At 51.7% G+C, this 19,521-nt stretch carries 15 protein-coding genes; 10 read left to right on the top strand and 5 right to left on the bottom strand.

Translation table 11 applies throughout. The annotated features are described in order from the left end of the window. Window positions 1-207: 207 nt before the first annotated feature. The 4 genes from tnpC to CJA_RS06430 form a co-directional block, all read right to left on the bottom strand. Window positions 208-1,791 (bottom strand): IS66 family transposase, encoded by a 1,584-nt coding sequence (tnpC, locus tag CJA_RS06445; protein ID WP_012486949.1) that lies wholly within the window; start codon window positions 1,789-1,791, stop codon window positions 208-210. 38 nt (window positions 1,792-1,829) lie between these two features. Then, window positions 1,830-2,180, bottom strand: coding sequence for an IS66 family insertion sequence element accessory protein TnpB (gene tnpB / locus CJA_RS06440; RefSeq protein WP_012486948.1), 351 nt, complete (start codon window positions 2,178-2,180; stop codon window positions 1,830-1,832). Next, window positions 2,177-2,491 (bottom strand): IS66 family insertion sequence element accessory protein TnpA, encoded by a 315-nt coding sequence (tnpA, locus tag CJA_RS18620; RefSeq protein WP_012485813.1) that lies wholly within the window; start codon window positions 2,489-2,491, stop codon window positions 2,177-2,179. The genes tnpB and tnpA overlap by 4 nt, the downstream gene beginning before the upstream one ends. Before the next feature lie 76 nt (window positions 2,492-2,567). After that, on the bottom strand, window positions 2,568-3,623 hold the full coding sequence (locus CJA_RS06430; RefSeq protein ID WP_012486947.1) for a substrate-binding periplasmic protein: 1,056 nt from the start codon (window positions 3,621-3,623) through the stop codon (window positions 2,568-2,570). A 170-nt stretch (window positions 3,624-3,793) separates the two neighbouring features. Between CJA_RS06430 and CJA_RS06425 the strand changes: the two genes are divergently transcribed. From CJA_RS06425 to CJA_RS06400, 6 genes are all read left to right on the top strand, one after another. Continuing rightward, complete coding sequence (locus tag CJA_RS06425) at window positions 3,794-4,630, top strand: AcvB/VirJ family lysyl-phosphatidylglycerol hydrolase (RefSeq protein WP_012486946.1); 837 nt, start codon at window positions 3,794-3,796, stop codon at window positions 4,628-4,630. 192 nt (window positions 4,631-4,822) lie between these two features. Continuing rightward, a complete protein-coding gene (locus tag CJA_RS06420) occupies window positions 4,823-6,958 on the top strand; it encodes a TonB-dependent siderophore receptor (RefSeq protein WP_012486945.1) in 2,136 nt (711 codons plus the stop codon). 138 nt (window positions 6,959-7,096) lie between these two features. Continuing rightward, complete coding sequence (chrA, locus tag CJA_RS06415; RefSeq protein ID WP_012486944.1) at window positions 7,097-8,449, top strand: chromate efflux transporter; 1,353 nt, start codon at window positions 7,097-7,099, stop codon at window positions 8,447-8,449. Between the two features lie 191 nt (window positions 8,450-8,640). After that, window positions 8,641-10,989, top strand: coding sequence for a TonB-dependent receptor (locus CJA_RS06410; RefSeq protein ID WP_012486943.1), 2,349 nt, complete (start codon window positions 8,641-8,643; stop codon window positions 10,987-10,989). Between the two features lie 48 nt (window positions 10,990-11,037). Next, entirely contained in the window at window positions 11,038-12,360 is a 1,323-nt protein-coding gene (locus CJA_RS06405; RefSeq protein ID WP_041551208.1) for a hypothetical protein, read from the top strand. A gap of 119 nt (window positions 12,361-12,479) precedes the next feature. Further along, window positions 12,480-13,124, top strand: a complete 645-nt coding sequence (locus CJA_RS06400) for a hypothetical protein (protein ID WP_148208816.1) — start codon at window positions 12,480-12,482, stop codon at window positions 13,122-13,124. A gap of 72 nt (window positions 13,125-13,196) precedes the next feature. Here the strand turns inward: CJA_RS06400 and CJA_RS06395 are convergent, their stop codons facing one another. Continuing rightward, entirely contained in the window at window positions 13,197-14,915 is a 1,719-nt protein-coding gene (locus CJA_RS06395; RefSeq protein ID WP_012486939.1) for an alpha-amylase family glycosyl hydrolase, read from the bottom strand. A 298-nt stretch (window positions 14,916-15,213) separates the two neighbouring features. Between CJA_RS06395 and CJA_RS06390 the strand changes: the two genes are divergently transcribed. From CJA_RS06390 to CJA_RS06375, 4 genes are all read left to right on the top strand, one after another. Beyond that, on the top strand, window positions 15,214-15,846 hold the full coding sequence (locus CJA_RS06390; RefSeq protein WP_012486938.1) for an energy transducer TonB: 633 nt from the start codon (window positions 15,214-15,216) through the stop codon (window positions 15,844-15,846). A 36-nt stretch (window positions 15,847-15,882) separates the two neighbouring features. Next, entirely contained in the window at window positions 15,883-16,602 is a 720-nt protein-coding gene (locus CJA_RS06385; protein ID WP_012486937.1) for a MotA/TolQ/ExbB proton channel family protein, read from the top strand. A gap of 3 nt (window positions 16,603-16,605) precedes the next feature. Beyond that, on the top strand, window positions 16,606-17,019 hold the full coding sequence (locus CJA_RS06380; protein ID WP_012486936.1) for an ExbD/TolR family protein: 414 nt from the start codon (window positions 16,606-16,608) through the stop codon (window positions 17,017-17,019). A gap of 221 nt (window positions 17,020-17,240) precedes the next feature. Further along, window positions 17,241-19,490 carry a TonB-dependent siderophore receptor gene (locus CJA_RS06375; RefSeq protein ID WP_012486935.1) on the top strand — a complete coding sequence of 750 codons (2,250 nt, stop codon included), beginning with the start codon at window positions 17,241-17,243 and terminating at the stop codon, window positions 19,488-19,490. The last annotated feature ends 31 nt before the right edge of the window (window positions 19,491-19,521 follow it).

Here is a 19,521-nt window from a genome sequence, read left to right as displayed (position 1 = left end):
GTGACAGCACCTTTTCCACATCGACACCAAAAATCATCACCCCCAATGGCTCCGGTTTTGCTTCGGCATACAATGGCACACTCAGGTGTAACTGGAAGCGTTTGGTAGATTCATCGTAATTAATATCGCCAAAATAAAGGGTATCCGCAGGCTTGTTAAATGCTTCGGTAAATTTTTCCTCATCACCCTGCCAATAATCGTAAACGCCTAACTAACCCCATCCTTGTAATTCCACGGTAATAATGCCTCGATCTGTTCGAGGCTTGTCGCATTGGGTAATTCAGTGAAGATTGTTTTTAAATACCCATAAGGCTCCAGCCCATTGGCCTTGGCGGTTTCAATCACACTGTATAAATTTGCACTCGCCGTGGCCCCTTTGGGACTTGTGGAGAATAGCCAGTTTTTTCGCCCAATCACAAACGGGCGGATTGCATTCTCCGCTGCATTGTTATCAATCGGATAATCCCCCGATTCCACATAGCGAACCAGCTTCGGCCATTGTTCATGCAAATAATGCAATGCCTTTCCAATCAACGATTGTGGCGGTGAATGTGCCAAGCCTTTATCCAACCAGACTTTTATTTTTTGTAACACCGGCAGCGATTGTGTTTGTCTCAGTTGATATTTTTCTTCCGGCGTTTTGTCCTTAATCGCCTTTTCTATTCCATAGAGCTGCTGGATAAACGCAATCGCTTGATCTGCTTTACCGGTTTTTCCCTTCGCCTGGATTTTTTGTGCCTCGATAAACTTGCGACGCGCATGTGCCCAACAGGCTAAATGGGTAATACCCTTTTTTTCACAAGGTGCGTTGTAAGCTGCATAGCCATCGGTCATGAGTGCGCCATTAAAATCACGTAGCAATTCCGTGATTACTTTTCCACTGCGTGTCGGTTCGTAGCGATAAAGCACTGCTGCACACGTGGGTTGCGTACTGCGCAATACCCACATAAAACTCTGTGTTTCAGCCGCACGACCGGTTTCATTCAACACCTGCACACGCGTTTCATCCGCATGAAGAATCGTTTGTTCCAACATTCTTTCGTGCAGCAAGTTAATTAATGGCTGCACCAGGTTTCCACAACGGATCATCCAGTTGGCGAGTGTAGTGCGATCCATCTCCACACCAATACGTTTGAAAATGTCCGTCTGGCGATACAGCGGCATGGCATCTACATATTTTTGCGTGGCAATATGGGCCAACAGCCCGGGTGAGGCGATACTTTTTTCAATCGGTTGTGCGGGTTTCTTTGCGGTCACAAGATAGTTTTCGCAACAGGGGCAGGCGTATTTCAATCGTTTGTGATGTAACACCCGAACACTGGCGGGGATAATGTCTAATTGTTCGTGGGATTCAAAACCGATGGGTTTTAATAACGATCCATCGTGCGGACAGCATTTTTGATCCTCAGGCAGATCGTGGGTAATCTCGATACGATGTAGCTCTTTGGGAATGGATGCACGTTTCTTCTTGCGTTTATGCTCCGCTACAACAACCGTGTCATCGGCAAAGGCATCCACTTGTTCAGGGGCTTCGGCTTCCGCGGTATCCTCCGCTTCGGTAAAGACCAGCTCCGCTTGAAGCACTTCCTGCTTTTCACTGGAACTGCCAAATTGTTTTTGCTGAAGCGAGAGGATGTATTCCTCAAGGAGGCGAATGCGCTTTTCTTTGGCGTGAAGGGATTGTTCTTTTTCTTGAAGGGATCTCTCATGCAATGAAATAATGTCGTCTTTATTCGCAACTATTTTTTGCAGTTCGATATTTTCTTGCACAAGGTCAGAAATATTTTTCATGGGTATATTTTATAAAACCCATGCACAGGTTGATAGCATTAACTGACAGAAAAGAAATATTTTTCAGTATGCGGTTGTAGCTTTTCGATATCCAATCCACGTAATAACCAATCGAACTGTTCATTGGTGAGGGATAACACGTCATCGCCCCGGCGTGGCCATTTGAATTTGTCTTTTTCCAGCCGCTTGTACCACAGACAAAACCCGGTTTTATCCCAGTAGAGGATTTTTATTTTATTGCGGGTGCGATTGCCAAACACAAACACGGATCGGGAAAATACCTCCAGTGCCATGGACTCCTGCACCAAGACACTCAACCCATTAATGGATTTGCGAAAATCCACCGGTTGCCGGTGTACGTATACCGGCACATCATCCCACTGGATCATGCCAACGCCCTGAGCAATTGGGCCAGCCACTGAGGTGGCGGTAGTGTGCCAAATTCAAGCTGGCCTACATGATGGCGAATGGTCAGTGATGCAGCCTTCACACCAGAAGCTTCGTGCGGTATTTTGGGCTTTACTTTTACACGAACAAAACCGGCTTCCTCTTTACTGGCCATCTTTGCCAATTGTTTGCGGCGCAAGCTGAAGTATTTGGGGCACAGCTCGTTCTGCTTACAAAAAACGGCTGCTGATACACCGCTGGCGTCGTGCTGCGCAAACAGTGCTCGCCATTGTTCTTCGTTACGTTTTTTCATAAGGCCTCCTGGTGAATTTAGGAAAAGTACCTTAGTAAAAAAACAATTAACTCGATAGATGGGGTTAGTTAGGCGCTTACCAATAATCCGATGTCATATCACTGATCGCCACATTTAAGCCGCGTGCATCCGTCACAATGATTTCAGTAATCACATCCATGGATTGCTTTTTGATTTCACGCAACTGCGCAGACAGCTCCTGGTCAGTCATGCGTATGGCATAGGAAAAATCACTGTTCTTGAATGCGGTGATCCAGTGTTTATCGAGCGCTTCAATCTCTTCCCTGCTTAAACGACGCGACAGTGAATTGCGCGCTATGAGCAGTGCCTCCAATGCAGGCAAGCGTTTCCAGCGCTCGATCTTGCGTTGCAAGAGTTCGCGGATTTGCTGTTTTTCATAATCGGATACCGAGAACCCCTGGCTGGCACAATCATTAATGGTACGGTTAAACGCTACCAGGAATTGGGGATTACTGTTGAGGAATTGCTCATTGAAATAAACGCCCAAGGGCACGTAGCGAAAAAAGCGTGAGGAGAACTGCCCCGCATCAGCATTTAATTCTTTTATCGCCTGATAGAAGTGATCGCGATCCGCCAGCAACACATCAATGCGCTTGCTGCGCAGTTGCTTGACCAGCTGCGGCAGATTATTGGCTGTGCTATCCACGGTGTAGCCCGATTCCTCCAGCCAGGTTTCCTGCTGGCTCCCCAGGATGGAGCCTAACCTATAGCCCTCGCGCCAGGATTCAGGGGCAATCATGTCGCTGCGCCAAAACCAATACCAGTTTTCCAAAACCAAAGGAGCTGACAGCACTGCATAAGGGTCGATCTGGCGCATAGGGATAGCGGTAAAGAAACCATCGATACGATTGCTTTTTACATCCTGGTAGGCACGGCGCCAGGGCATGACCTGCACGGTAAAATCGCGGTTTATCTTGTGAAAAATACAGCGGAGGTGGGGAAGCAGCTGCTGGGTATCTCCCGTAGGCTGGTCGGAACTAAATGCCGATGAAATATTGGTAGCCAGGTTAACCGCCGTCGGAGCCGGTTTATCCAGGTCGGCATTCTTGCCCGCACTGCTCCATACTGCACCGCTCACCAATAATAAAATTATTATTAAAATCAAACGCATAACAACACTCCTTGATTTACGGCCACAAACAGGCCTGCACCATAGTCACGAAAAAGTATAACCCCAAATGCCAGGCATAGCCGACACGACATCTCCAGGGCAACGCATGCTCTACACTCTGTGAGGACAATGTATGTGCAGATGGCCAGGCCGAACGCCTAGCCGCTGAATTGAGTCAGCACGGCAATTTAAGTGCTGTTTTAAATATCGACAATTATCTCTCTAACATCAAGGCGCGCGGTGCCACATGTTTTGATGCAGCAACACCGCTGTCAGTATATGCCCAGGATATTCAACAGCATCACCAGTTTACCCATTTCACCCAGGCATTTATTACCGGCTTTGGTACTGCCGGAAGTTATTTATTCGCCATGCTAACCCAAATTCCCAAGGGTATTTTTCGCGGCGCCTATAGCCTGGGATGGCAGGATGACATCACCTTACCGATACCGCCCTGCCACAACAATAGCGCCCTTGAATGGAAAGAGCGATGCAGTGAACTTATCCTCCACACCTACCCATTGCCATCTACCCCCTGGCGGTTGTTCAACACCCATCCCCTGAAGGATTTGCAGGCAGCGATTGATTATTACACCCAAGCCTGGGCCAAAAGCGAATTGTTGCTGATTGGTTTTTCCATGGGTGCCGATGTGATGCCCTTTATGGTCAATCGACTGGATGCCAACACAAAACATAAGATCCGCAGTGTTAACCTGTTAAATCCGGCGAACACGGTGGATTTTGTCTTTCACGTCAGTGGCTGGTTCAGTACGGCGGGGGAACTGCCCTATAAGCTCTACCCGGAAATGAAAGACTGGACACAATGGCCCGTTAACTGTTTCTACAGCGAAACCCAGGACAGCCTGTGCGAAACCATCAAGGCAAACCTGCCGCAGAAACCCGACAACCAACAACTGTTTTACCTGTCAGGGGATCATCACTTTAATGGCAATTATCAACAATTGATTAAGTGGATACTGGCAAATAGCAAAGTACCCGTTCGGTAAATTGCCAATCAACAGATCCAATCCATCCCGGGCAAAACCCACAACGCCTCCGGTGATTTGGCAGGTGGCCCATAGCATTATTATGGATGAAATATAAACGCAAATATCACATAAAATCATATGAATTAAGATTGCATACAAAAATGATAATAATTAACATTTGTGACTTTATGAGCCACAGGTGCCTTCCCCATGCGTTTTCAATCCCATCTCCTCGCTGGCCTGATCGCCAGCCTTACCGCCGGTATCAGCTGCGCCCAAACCACCGAAACAGAATCGGGCAAGCTCAAGGCTGTTAAGGTAGAAGCCTCTGCCCTGGGCAGTACCACTGAACAAACCGGTGCCTATACTACTGGCAATATGAGTACTGCCACCAAAATGGATTTAAGCATCCGCGAAACACCACAATCTGTATCGGTGATTACCAGTGCCCAAATGGAAGACCTCAACCTGTTCACTATTAACGACGCACTGGATACGGCCACGGGCGTCAATGTGAAGCGCTCGGAAACCGATCGTACCTACTTCGAAGCTCGTGGTTTTGATATCAACAACTTCCAGGTCGATGGTGTGGGTATTCCATTACATTGGGATCTGCTGGAGGGAGACATTGATATGGCCGTGTATGACCGCGTGGAAATTGTGCGCGGCGCCAGCGGCCTGATGAGTGGCCTGGGTAGTCCGGCCGCAACCGTCAACCTGGTGCGCAAGCGCCCCACTGCTGATACCCAGGCCAGCGCCAGTATCACCCACGCCCGCTGGGATGATACCCGTGGGGTTGCGGATGTGTCCGGTGCCCTGGGTTCCGCCGTGCGCGCCCGGGTTGTCGCCAGCGAGCAAAGCCGGGATTCTTACCTGCAGGATTACCACAAGGACTTATCCAGTACCTACGGTGTTATCGAGGCAGACCTGGGCACCGACACGCTGCTGACGGCCGGTATTAGCCGCCAGAAAAGTGAAGCCGATAGTCCTATGTGGGGTGGTTTGACACTCAGTTATGAAGCCAATAATGGCGAGACCCGTCCCACCCATTTCCGACGCTCCATGAGTTCTTCGGCCGATTGGGCGTATTGGGATGTTAAAGATACCCGCAGCTTTGTCGAGCTGAACCACACCTGGAGCAACAGCTGGGAAACCAAAGCGACCTACAACCGCACTAAAACCCGCGGCGCCCAGGAGCTGCTGTATGTCTATGGCACACTGCTGGAAGATATGTCAGGGCTGGGAGGCTGGGCCGGCAAATTTAATCGCGAAACTGACCTCAAGCTCTTCGATATAACGACAAGTGGTGAATTCAGCACGGGCGATTTAACGCATAAATTCGTCGCGGGCTTTAATCGGGCTGATAGTGATTTACACGAGCGAGCCTTCTATGACTACACAACGGGTAATGGCTTCCCGGTTATTAACAATATGGCCGAGTGGACAGGAGATACTCCCCACCCCAGCTTTACCAATGAAGATCCAGGTGAAATTACCAACGATACACAAACCGGTATCTACCTGGCAGGACAATTTAGTCTCACCTCCAGGCTCAAGTTGCTAACTGGTGCCCGTGCCGCCAGCTACGAAAGTAACAGCACAAGCTATGGTACCAACCTGAGCAAAGACGATGATGTGGTCGTGCCCTATGCCGGACTCACCTACGACTTGAGTCAACAGCTGACGCTCTACACCAGCTACACCGAAACCTTTACCCCGCAAAGCGAGGCCAAACTCTCCGGCGAACGCCTCGACCCGGCAACAGGTGTTAATAAGGAGTTGGGAATTAAAGGCGAATTTCTTGAAGGCAAGCTCAATACTACTTTTGCAGTATTTGAAACAGCACAGGAAAATCTCGCTACCCATGCCGGCTTTAATAATAACGCCAGCCTCGGCCCAATAGGTGACTACTACATCGGTGATGATTATGTGTCACGCGGATTTGAATTTGAAATTGCTGGCCAAGTCAATGAACAACTGAATGTGGTGCTGGGTTATACCAATCTCACCATTGATGATAATGACGGAGAAGTTGCACGTACTTTCACACCCAAACAATCGGTCAAGCTGACAGTCAATTACAACCCCCTGTGGTTACCTGGTTTAACACTCGGCAGTTTCGTGGAGTATCGCTCGGATACTTACCTGCGCAACAACTCCGCTGTCAAACAGGATGCATTGACGCTGCTGGATGCGTTTGCCAGTTATGACATTAACAAGAACCTGTCCGTAGCCTTGAATCTTGGCAATATCACCGACGAAACCTACCTGACCAGCTTTGAATACGGCCAAGCCTACTACGCTGAGCCACGGAATATCAGTGCGACACTGCGCTGGCGTTATTGATCCACCTGTTTCTCGCAAGTCAAACCCCTTGCCCGCCCGATACTATCGTGCGGGCTTTTTTTATCCCAGCCCGGTCATTAAATCTCGCGGCAAATTCTGCTAGCCTGCAACACTGCATTACGCTGCCGGATAACAACCATGTCCCATGATGAAAAGCCTCTCCCTACTGCTCCCACACTGCGCGATGCCCTGGGCTTTTGGTTAAAACTCGGTTTTATCAGTTTCGGTGGCCCAGCCGGGCAGATTGCAATCCTGCACCAGGAGTTGGTTGATAAAAGGCGCTGGATTTCAGAGCGACGTTTTTTACATGCCCTCAATTACTGCATGCTGTTACCCGGTCCTGAAGCCCAGCAATTGGCAACCTATATTGGCTGGCTGATGCACCGCACCTGGGGCGGCATTGTTGCGGGTGCACTCTTTGTATTACCGTCACTGCTTATCCTGATTGTGCTGTCCTGGGTTTATATGGCTTACGGCGATTTGCCCATCGTTGCCGGGGTTTTCTATGGCATCAAACCCGCTGTCACTGCCATAGTGGTTCATGCCGCTTATCGCATAGGCTCCCGCACCCTGAACAATGCCTGGCTCTGGTCCATCGCTGCCGGGGCATTTATCGCGATCTTTGCCATACAGGTTCCATTTCCGGCAATTGTGTTGGGTGCAGCACTGGCGGGCTATATTGGGGGGCGGCTTTCACCGGCCAGCTTTTATCCCGGCTCTCCCCATAGAACCCGCCACAGCACAGCCGCTACAGCGGCTTTTATTGATGACCATACCCCCACGCCCCTCCATGCCCGATTCCGCTGGCAAAACCTGGGAGTCATCCTGCTGGTTGGGGTATTGCTATGGCTTATTCCCATGGGGTTACTAAGCGCACTGCTAGGCTGGGGCCATACCCTGACCCAGATGGGCTGGTTTTTTACCAAGGCGGCCTTATTCACCTTTGGCGGGGCTTACGCCGTCCTGCCCTATGTGTACCAGGGCGCTATAGGCCACTACCACTGGGTGACGCCAACCCAAATGATGGATGGCCTGGCACTGGGAGAAACCACACCCGGCCCGTTGATTATGGTAGTGGCGTTTGTAGGCTTTATCGGTGCCTATACCCAGGCGATTTTTGGACCCGACCAGCTGTTTATCGCCGGTGCAATCGCCGCTTGCCTGGTCACCTGGTTTACGTTTTTACCCTCGTTTTTATTTATCCTCGCGGGTGGCCCCCTGGTGGAATCCACCCATGGCCAACTGAATCTGGTTGCACCACTCACAGCCATTACCGCGGCGGTGGTCGGGGTTATCCTCAACCTGGCGTTATTTTTTGGTTACCACCTGCTCTGGCCGCAAGGGTTTGAAGGCAATATCGATCGGGTATCCGGCCTGATTACCCTGTTTGCGGCCCTGCTGCTTTTTTACTTCAGGCGCGGAGTCATTGAAGTCATCCTTTACTGCGGTTTGACAGGTTTGGCGACTATGCTTATTCCCCGCCAGGTTTAACCCGGTCGCCCCCAAAGGCCCCATCCCTCTTCACTGTTCCCACAGCACTATCCAGTCGCCTCATTGCGATACCGGTATAAAAAGGTTGTAGCATTAAATTGTTATAGTATAACATTGCAAAAATGTACTTGACTCAGGTGCCAAGGCTTCCTCATCCATTCCTTATAGCAAGCTCCCCCGGAGGTAAAAACGTGAAACCTTCACTCTTGTGTTTGGCCATTCTGGCCGCCAGCCACGCAGCCCTGGCACAGGTGCAAGGCGTTGTACGCGATGAACAAGGGCTCCCGATTGCCGGTGCCCAGGTCGATGTTGTTGGCAGCAAACTGCGCACAACAACCAATGAACGCGGCGAATTCAACCTGCCGCAACTAACGGACGAACATGTGGAGCTGCATGTAAAAGCGCCACAATTCACCCACCGCACCCTCCATGTTCACCGCGGTGATGGCCCGGTAGAGCTGGTGCTGGCCAGCACCGCCCTGGAAGTGGTGAATGTGATTGGCCTGCCCTGGCACGCTTCTAATATGGAATCGGCACAACCTGTGAATGTCCTCACCGGCGACAAGTTGCGCGACCGCCAGGCATCGACACTGGGGGAGACCCTCAAACACGAGGTGGGTGTTCACTCCAGCTATTACGGCCCGGTGGCCAGCAGCCCGATTATTCGCGGCCTGGAAGGCCCGCGCGTACTGGTTGCCCAGAATGGCCTGGATGCCGGCGATGCCTCGCGCGTTGGTCCCGACCACGCTGTTGCTACAGAGGCTTCCACGGCGCGCCAGATTGAAATCCTGCGCGGCCCGGCCACCCTGTTTTACGGCAGCGGCGCCATTGGTGGCGTGGTGAATATCGTCGACGACCGCGTTCCCCAGGGAACCGATACCTATGGTGAGTGGAGGGTTGAACACAACTCGGTTGCCGATGACAAGCTGGTCTCTGCCAGCGGCAATACCGGTATCGGCAACCTGGGTTTGCACCTGGATGGTTTCTGGCGCGATGCCGATGACTACAAGATTCCCGGCCCGGCCGAAACCCATGCGGATGGTGAGGAGGAAATCCATGGAAAGCGCCTGGAAAACTCCTTCACCGAAGCCAAGGGGCTAAACCTGGGAGCCAGCCTGATGTTCGACGATGGCTATGTCGGCCTCGCCTACGGCCGCCTGGAACGCCAATACGGAATTCCCGGCCATAGCCACCACAGCGATGAAGCGGATGCAGAAGAAATTGCCGTTTATGCAGACCTTAAACAGGATCGCGTGCAATTGATCAGCGAGCTAAACCTTGATGATCCCCTCTTTAGTGCAATGAACCTGCGCCTCGGTTTTACCAATTACGAACACAGCGAAATTGAAGCGGGGACACCGGTCACGACCTTTACCAATGAGACCCGCGAGGCGCGCTGGGAATTATTCCACCACCCCCTTGCCGAATGGCGCGGCGCTATCAGTTTCCATGCAAAGCACAGCGATTTTTCGGCATTGGGTGAAGAAGCCTTTACCCCTCCCAGCAGCACCAACACCCTGGCACTGGCATTGATGGAAGAACGTCACTTCGGCAGTCTGTTGGTGCAATTGGGCGCACGCATCGAGCAGGTAAAAATTGAAGCGGATAATTTTACTGCCGACTTGAACCGGCACGATCATGCCGAGGGAGAACACGGCGAAGAATATCTTTCGGTCTTTTCCGTTGATCACAAGTCCACGCCTTTTAGTGCCTCCGCCGGTGTCGTCTGGGATTTCACACCCGGTTACAACTTGGGCATTTCCTACAGCCATGCCGAGCGCACACCTTCGGCAGCCGAGCTGCTGTCGTTTGGCCCACACCTGGGCTCAGGCATGTACGAAGTCGGCGCACTCCTGCGTGTGCTCGAAGATGAGTCGGGAGATTATTATTTTGACCTGGCACGCGCGGACCTGGAGTTGGAAACCTCCAACAACCTGGATATTTCCCTGCGCAAATTCGAAGGGGATTTCGGTTTTATCATCAATGCGTTTTACAACAGCATTGACAACTATTACTACCTGGCAGAGACAGGTGCAACCTACGCGAGCAGCCATAACCACGGCGATGAAACCGACCATGGCCACGAACACAGTGAAGAATTACCGGTGTTTGTGTACCAGGCCCAGGATGCGGACCTCTATGGTTTTGAAACCGAATTTATCTGGCAGGCAACAGCGCCACTCAAACTCTCCCTCACCAGCGATTACATACGTGCGCGCCTCGACGAGGGCGGTGATTTGCCGCGCATTCCCCCCTTTCGTATAGGCGCACGTGCGGAATACAGCCTGGGTAACTGGCACGCTGAAATCAGCAGCCAGTATTATTTCGAGCAAGACCGGATTGGCCCGCTCGAAACCCGTACCGATGGCTACACGCTGCTCGATGCACAGGTGAGTTATGCCTTTAGCGATGGGCTGAAAATTTACCTGAAGGGCAACAACCTCACCGATGAATACGCACGCGTCCACGCCTCCTTCCTCAAGGATAAGGCACCGCTGCCCGCCCGCGCATTTGCGGTAGGTATCACCGGTAATTTTTAACAGCTGACTTGATTATCAACACCAGGGTTTACGACAAAGGTAATATTTATGATAAAGCGATCATCCCTCGCCAGTTTAAGTTTCCTGCTGCTTGCGGCACTGTTAAGTGGTTGCGGTGGCAGTGATACCACCATCGTAGAGCGCGATCCCATTCCGATTGATGACGATCACGACCACGACCATGACGATGAAACCCCGCACAGGGGAAGACTGCTGGTATCGCTAAAAAACGATGCCAAGGTCCATATCATCGACATCAATGAAAAAGCCCTGCTGGAAGCATTTACACTGAGCGAACCCGCCAGCGCACTTTATGCCAGCCCAGGCTATCGCTATGGTTTTGTGGTTCAACGCACGGCCGACAAAGTCAACGTGATTGATGGCGGGGCCTACCAGGAGAACCACGGCGATCATATGCACGATATTATCCAGGCACCGCAGTGGATGAGTTTCCATACCGATGCCAGTCGCCCCACACATGTCACCCATAGCGAAGACCAGACCGCTATCTTTTTTGATGGCAACGCCAGCACCGGCACACCTGCTGCCGTCGTAGTATTTAGCGAAGCGGATATTGCCGGCAATGGCAGTGGCACCTGGCTCGAATACACCACCCATATGCATGGTGCAGCACAAGCGCGCGGCGATTATTTACTCTCAACAATACGCGATCCGCTATCGGCAACCACACTGCCAGATCGCGTGGGACTCTATCACGCACACCATGGTCATTTTGATGAAGAAGAAGTATTCAGCGAAACCTGCCCCGGATTACACGGCAGCGCACAACGGGAAAACCAGGTCGCTTTTGGTTGTACCGACGGTGTATTGCTGATTACCCAGGATGATGACACCTTTACCGCCAGCAAAATTGCCAACCCTGCCGCTTTTACTGGCAGTAAACGCATTGGCACCCTGCTCGGTTATCACAGTGCCAGTGAATTTGTCGGCATTGCCAGCGGCGAATTTTTCCGTGTCACTGCCGAGGGAATCACCGCCATCGCCTGGCAGGACACCAGCCTTGAAACAGCTCCCAGCGCCCTGGGTTATGGCTATGCCGATAGCGGTGAGTTTTTCGTAATCCTCGACAGCCAGGGCTGGATAACGCTGTTAAATACCGAAGACTGGTCCATCGCGAAACGTATCCAGGCAATTACCAGTAACCTCGCTGCACTGCCGGCGGGCAGCACGTTTGAGTTGGCGCTAACCCCGGGTCATATCGTTTACGTCAGTGATCCAATCGCCAACCAGATCAAGCAAATCGATCTCGACCAGGGTGAAATCAGCGACACGATTCAACTGTCTGAGACTCTTAACAAAATCACCTGGATAGGAATCCCGGAACCGACCGGCGGGAACCACGGCCATTAATCGGCAGCCCCCTATTGCTCAAAGCCAGGCCGCTGCTACCAACAGCGGCCTTTTTAGTGGCATAAATTCTCCAGGTAAAGCAGGCTATACTCTGACAATAGCTACTGATCATGGAGGTTATGATGTACCTGTTTCACCGCTCCCTACCCATCCTGCTACTGGGCTGCTCCAGCCTGATCGGCCTGCCAGTCCATGCCAGCAACTTTGGCTTTATGAAGAACAGTCTGGTCAGTGAGTTGTCCAGTGCCGATTTCCAGCAATTAAACCAGCGCGCGGTAACTATCCTGGAGCAGACACCTGATAAAAAAGTAACGCGCTGGCAAGCTCCGGACTCAGGTGTGACCGTTAAGATTTTGCCCAAGCTACGTTACCGCGAAGCGGGTAACGAATGCCGCCGAACCCTGTTTAATTTCAGCAAACCACAGCGATCTGCTGAGACCTATGGCTTCAATATCTGTAAAAATGCAGAGGGAAAATGGCAAGTCACCCAATCCCGTTTGCAAAACCTGCACTATAGTGACATTAAATTGATCGAAGACCATGTCCAACAGGCATTGGGAGAAAAAAATATCGGAGTTCCTATCACCTGGTTTAATCCCAAAACCAATATCAATGGCACTCTGGTACTGATCGAATCACTCCAGCACAACAGACTACCTTGCTATAAGATCGCCCTGAGTTTGTTCGATACCGGTGGCGTATCGCTGGAAGGACAATATCTGTTATGCCATACCGAAAAAGGCTGGCAACGTTTGGGGGATTAAACCAACCAGGCCAGGTTATGGCGGGCATAAAACAGGGGGAATATATAATCCCCCTGTTTTATGGATAGCAACTTAAAAGATGAGGGTTTGTCCCGGCTTCAACACGGATTTCTTTTCCAGCACAATCGTATCACCAGTCAATTGATCCTGGTGCTGCCCCTGGAGCTGAACCGGCACCTGGAACTTGGCTGTGCGCGATGCATTGAGGTTAACCAATACCCAGGTACTCTTGCCATTGTGCAGATTTTCCACCAGCCAGATATCTTTATTATCCACCGGGTAATAGCGGATTTCCTCGGGCAACTGCAAGGCAGGTATCTGCTTACGTAAATGAATCAAACGCTTGTAATGGCTGTACAGCGATTCTGTATCCGCGGCCTGGGCCTCAACAGACAGCCCCTTGCCCTGTAAGGTTTTCCAATAACCCGCCCACCAGCCTTTGTGATCGCTTACCCAGGGAAACCACTGGCTCTGGTCGAGCCAGAATTGGCCGGTGGTGTTAAACCCCGCACTGGCATCTTCACTCCACTGCATGATAGCGCGGCGATATTGGTCATCACCGGTCTTGTATTGCGACAAGCCGATTTCCTCACCGTAATACAAATACAAGGTTCCCGGACTGGTCATTAATAAACTGGCGGCGATTTTTGCCTTTACCCTATTATTTTCCAAACTGTGCATAATGCGATTCTGGTCATGGTTGGTCAGGAACGGAGAGAAATAGGTCATAGGTCCGGCCGCTTTGCGCTGCTGCAAATTAGTCCAGAGATTTTCACGGCTTTGCAACATACGGGTATTACTGACCGTACCAAAATCGGCGGTGCGTTTTATTTTCGGATTGAGGATATCGATAACCACATTGCCAAAATCAAAATCAAACGCAGAGTCCAAGCCTTTTCCATCATTGCGGTAACGACCGACGGTTTTCAGGTCGGTCCAGGCCTCTGCGACCAGCATGGCATCGGGCTTGATGGATTTCACATGCTGCGTAAACAACGTCCAGTAATCCATCGTACTTTGGGTATCCGCCTGGCCGGGATAAGCGCCCTCCTCGACGGCATAACGCACAGCATCAAGCCGGAAACCGTCAACCCCTTTTTCGAGCCAAAAGCCAGCCAGGTTATTTAATTCATCAACGACCGCCTGTTTGGTGAGATTGACATCGGGCTGGGTACTGCCAAATGCACCGTAATAATAGGCTTTGCGCGCTTCACTCCAGTGCCAGACGGCTTCGGGACGCGACTCTGACGACCAGGGAGGCCCCCACCCCTCGGGCAGGTCATCGCGCCAGATAAAATAATCTTCATAACCGGGCACTTTATTGGCCGATTTAATAAACCATTCGTGTTTATCGGAAATATGGTTTAGCACCAGGTCGAGGATAACCTTGATACCGCGCGCGTGGGATTCCCGCACAAACTCTTCAAAATCCGCCATAGTGCCGTAATCGGATTCCACCGCGTAGAAATCCTGGAAGTCGTAACCGTGATAGGAAGGTGCTTCAAAAATAGGCGTCAACCAGATGCCATTTACGCCCAGGTCTTTCAGGTAATCCAGCTTGGCCGTCATGCCTTTGAAATCGCCACTACCATCACCATCGGCATCGTAAAAAGAGCGCGGCCAGATCTCGTAAAAAATGGCCTTGTGCCACCATTGGTTTAGTTCATCGTCAATAACCAGCGAACGGTAGGACTCCGGTTCCTGGCCCGCCGGCAGTGTTGCGGGAGGTGTAGCGGACGAACAGGCAACGAGCAACGACGCCGCCAACAAGAGGGATAAGCAATATCTCATGGTAATTAACCCTGGTTGTATGGTGAGTTTTTGTTGTTATCGTCGCTCGTTGCTCAACCCGGACGCGGTGATTATAAAATTATGGCCGGAGGCTGAATGTAATCATTAAAGACTATCGGCACTTTTGCCGCCAGCATGAACCAGCGGCTTTGCAAAACTATGCAATAAGGACTGCGCCCTTCCAATACTGCTTATACAGAATGTTAAAAAGTATTAATGATGCTAATTGCTTTTAGCAATGAGAAATATTATCATTAGCGCCCTTCTGTCATTTAGCTTTTGTCTGTAGCGGTTATCAATGCCATCCAAGTATGCGTCCCTAATCTCTTTTTTGCTGGTTCTCAGTGCACACGTCCTCGCCCTGGCAGGCGTATTGCTGACAACGACGACGCCTCCCAAGGTGGAAATTGTCCAGCCAACGATTCAGGGGGTTTTGGTGATGGCAGAACCTGAAGAGGTTCCCCCTCCGCCGGAACCGCCACCACCCCCACCACCGGAGCCAAAGCCAGAACCCAAGCCGGTGCCGAAACCCAAGCCATTACCCAAGGCTCCTCCCTCGGAGCGGGCAGTGAAAGCACCTGAGCCAGAACCACCGCCGCCGCCAACAGCACCGGCAGAGGCCAAACCGGCCCCGCCAGCACCGGCACCTGTTTTACCACCGCGCGCGGATGCAGGGCAGCTGAGCAATCCGGCACCGGTGTATCCCAGCCTTTCCCGCCGCCTGCGCGAAGAGGGAATTGTGGTACTGGAAATATTGATCAAGGCCGATGGCAGTGTGGGAGAAGTAAGGCTGAAAAATTCCAGCGGCTACAAGCGCCTGGATGAAACAGCCATGAAGGCAGTTGCCAAATGGCGCTACCACCCCGCAACCCAGGGGGGTAAATCGATCGATTTCTGGTATGAGCAGCCTGTCGAATTCAGCCTGCACTAGTTCATTTTTTATTGTTATTGATACTTAGAGGTTTTTATGGAATCACCTTACGGTTTAGCGTCTCTCTGGGCTCAGGGTGACCTGTTAATCAAGGGCGTCGCTATTATGCTACTGATCATGTCCATCGCCAGCTGGTGGGTGATTGTAGTGCGCGCCTGGGGCCTGTGGCGTTTGCGCAAATCATCCCAGGGCCTTAACGATTTCTGGCATGCCCAGAGTTTTGCCGAAGGCCTGCGCACCCTGGGTGAAGACCGCCATTCTCCCTTTCGCCATCTAGCTGAAGAAGGACAGGCCGCCCTGGATCACCACACCAACCACAAAACCGACCTGCATGGACACCTGCCCCTGGCAGACTGGCTCACTGCCTGCCTGCGCGGCTCCATTGATGAGAGCGCCGAACGCCTGCAGCGCGGCCTGGCCATCCTCGCCTCTGTAGGTTCAACCTCACCCTTTATTGGCCTGTTTGGTACTGTGTGGGGGATTTACCACGCCCTGGTGGGTATCGGCGTAAGCGGCCAGGCGAGTATCGATAAGGTAGCAGGCCCTGTCGGTGAAGCCCTGATCATGACCGCCTTCGGTTTGGCAGTCGCTATTCCTGCGGTATTGGGTTACAACGCCCTGACCCGTGCCAACAAAGGTGTCCTGAACAAACTGCACCGTTTTGCCCATCAGTTGCATGCCTACTTCATTACCGGCAGCCCCATGCAGGCCGCCAAAGGCAGCATCTCCAAGCTGTCATCACGCAAAGAGGGTTAAGCCATGGCCTTTGGTGGAGGACTCGACGACGACAGTGAAGTCATGAGTGAAATCAACATGACTCCCCTGGTGGATGTCATGTTGGTGCTACTGATTATTTTCATCATTACCGTGCCGGTGTTAACCCATTCGGTAAAAGTGGATTTGCCCCGGGCGGATAACACCCCTAATGAAATCAAACCGGAAACCATCAATATTGCGGTGAGTGCCGACGGCACGGTTTTCTGGAACGATACGCCGGTAAGCCTGGAAGAATTGGAAGCTCGCCTGGGTGCCGCCGCTGCCCTGCAGCCACAACCGGAAGTCCATATTCGCGGCGATAAAGCGGTAAGCTATGAACACGTTGTTACAACCATGGCCGCTGTACAACGTGCGGGGATATTGAAGCTGGGCTTCGTCACCGAGCCGGGTAGTTAAATAAATCGTTCGCGATAATAACAGGGGAGCTTAGTGCTCCCTTTTTTCTTTCCGCCTTACCTGATCCATTCCCCCAGGAACCGCAGGCACCTGGGCTTATCCAACCCAACCGCGAGTTGTCACCCAAAATACCACCACCCCCTTTCCCGAGCCGATGATTCTTGTTAGAGTGCGCGCCAAAACACAAATACGAATCATTATCACCTAATTGGGGTTTTCAAATGGGCGCACGCAACAATCTATACCTAGCTGTTCTACTCGCTATCAGCGGTGGATCATTCACTGTCAATCCGGCACTTGCCGCCGATTCCACCACCGCCGCCACAAAAGCGGTAACCCTCAAAACGGTAAAAGTAACCGCCGATACCGAAGATGATGCTACCGAAAACACCAACTCCTACGCCGCCAAGAAATCACGCAGTGCCTCCAAGTTGAACCTGAGCCTGAAAGAAACACCCCAATCCGTTAGCGTGGTTACCCGCCAGCAAATGGAACAACAGGGATTAATCAGCCTTGATGACATCCTCGCCGCTACACCCGGCGTGTACACCACCAAACTCGACAGCGAGCGCTCCAGTTACTATGCGCGCGGCTTTGCCATTACCAGCCGCCAGATTGACGGCCTGCCGGTCGGCGATAACAGCCCTCGCTTCGACAACTTCTTTTTTGACCGCATTGAAACGATTAAAGGCGCCACCGGCTTAATGGGTTCCACTGGCAACCCGTCAGCCACCATCAATATGGTGCGTAAACGTCCCACCCAGGAATTCCGTTCAACGTTTGCCATAACGGCGGGCAGTTGGGATCACCGACGCCTGGAAGCTGATATTTCTGCCCCCATGAGTGAGAGTGGCCACGTTCGTGGCCGTGTCATGGCAGCGCGAACCGAAGAAGATTCCTACATGGATTTTTATCACGAGGACTCCACCGCCGCCATGGCAATGATGGAGGCAGACTTCACACCAAACACCTTGGTCAGTGTCGGGGTTCAATACCAGAAAAATGCACCTACAGGCTCCACCTGGGGTGCAGTGCCCTATTGGAACAAAGATGGCAGCCTGGCCAATTTACCGCGCAGTTTCAGTTTAACGACCGACTGGAGCAGTATTAAAAATAATGACCTGAGCCTGTTCGCCGAGGTACAGCACACCTTTGCGAACGAATGGCTGGCCAAAGCCGTGGTCTCACAATCCACGTCCAAATCCGACTGGATGGCAGCCTACGGCGGCAGCGGCTTTCCCGATCCGGAAACCGGTACCGGTATGTCCATCTGGACTGGCATTTGGCCCTACAGTACCAATGAGAAATTTAACCTCGACCTCTATGCCACTGGCCCTTTTGAGCTGTTCGGACGCACACACGAATTGATTGTCGGCTACAGCGGCTTTACCTCGGAAAATACCAGCGACAATGTTGATACCAACCTGCAATACTCTGCACAAATTGCTGATTACCGCCATTGGAAAGGCAATCTGCCAAAACCAACCTACGCCAAAAACGGCAGTGGCAGCGACAACACCACTGATATCTATGGTGCATACACCACCGCACGTTTTAGCCTGGCAGACCCCTTGCAACTTATTATCGGTGCACGCTTGAGCGCCTATGATTACGACTCGCAAAGCTGGACAGCAACAACGCCCAAAACCCAAACCGCTGATCCGCGCAGCCTGGATGAAGTGACACCCTACGTTGGGTTACTCTACGACATCAACGAGCGCTTTACTGCCTACGCCAGTTACACGGATATGTTCCAGCCATCGAGTCGCAAGGACAGACAGGATAACTACCTGGATCCGGAAAGCGGCATCAGTTATGAGCTGGGAATCAAGAGCGATTGGAATAACGGCAAGCTATTAACAACAGCCGCTGCTTTCTGGTCGGAAAAAGATGATCTGGCCGTGCTCGATGTGGAATACAACAATGCGGTGAAAGACGCGATCAATAACGGCGCCGACCCACAGGATTTCAAAGTGCTTACCGCCTATGTGGCCAGCGGCCAGGGACTCAAGATCGAAGGCTTTGAAATAGAGGCTATCGGCCTGGTAAACGACACCTGGAACATCTCGCTTGGCTACACCTATGTCAACAGCATTAGCTCCGCGATTTCCAGCGAATTAACCAATATCCCCCAACACCAGCTCAAGCTGCACAGCAGTTACACACTCCCTGCCAGCCTCTGGCAAGGTGCAGAAAAAGTAACACTGGGGGGCAAGGTCCGTTGGCAAAGCGATATATCCAACAAATGGGGTGGCGCCCCTGTCAATTCGATAGGCGATGGTGTTATTACACAAGACGCCTACTACCTTGCCGATATTTTTGCCACTTACCAATTTAACGATTACCTCAGTGCCAACTTGAACGTTGATAACCTGTTTGATGAAAAGTATTACACCAATGTCGGTTTTTATAACGGTATTTTCTGGGGTGAGCCACGCAATATAAAACTCACCTTGCGCACACGTTTTTAATCCTCAGGCACCGGCCCACGATACAGTGGGC

The sequence above is a fragment of the Cellvibrio japonicus Ueda107 genome, from assembly GCF_000019225.1.
GTDB classification, from domain to species: domain Bacteria; phylum Pseudomonadota; class Gammaproteobacteria; order Pseudomonadales; family Cellvibrionaceae; genus Cellvibrio; species Cellvibrio japonicus.
This window is presented reverse-complemented; position numbering and strand designations above follow the sequence as displayed.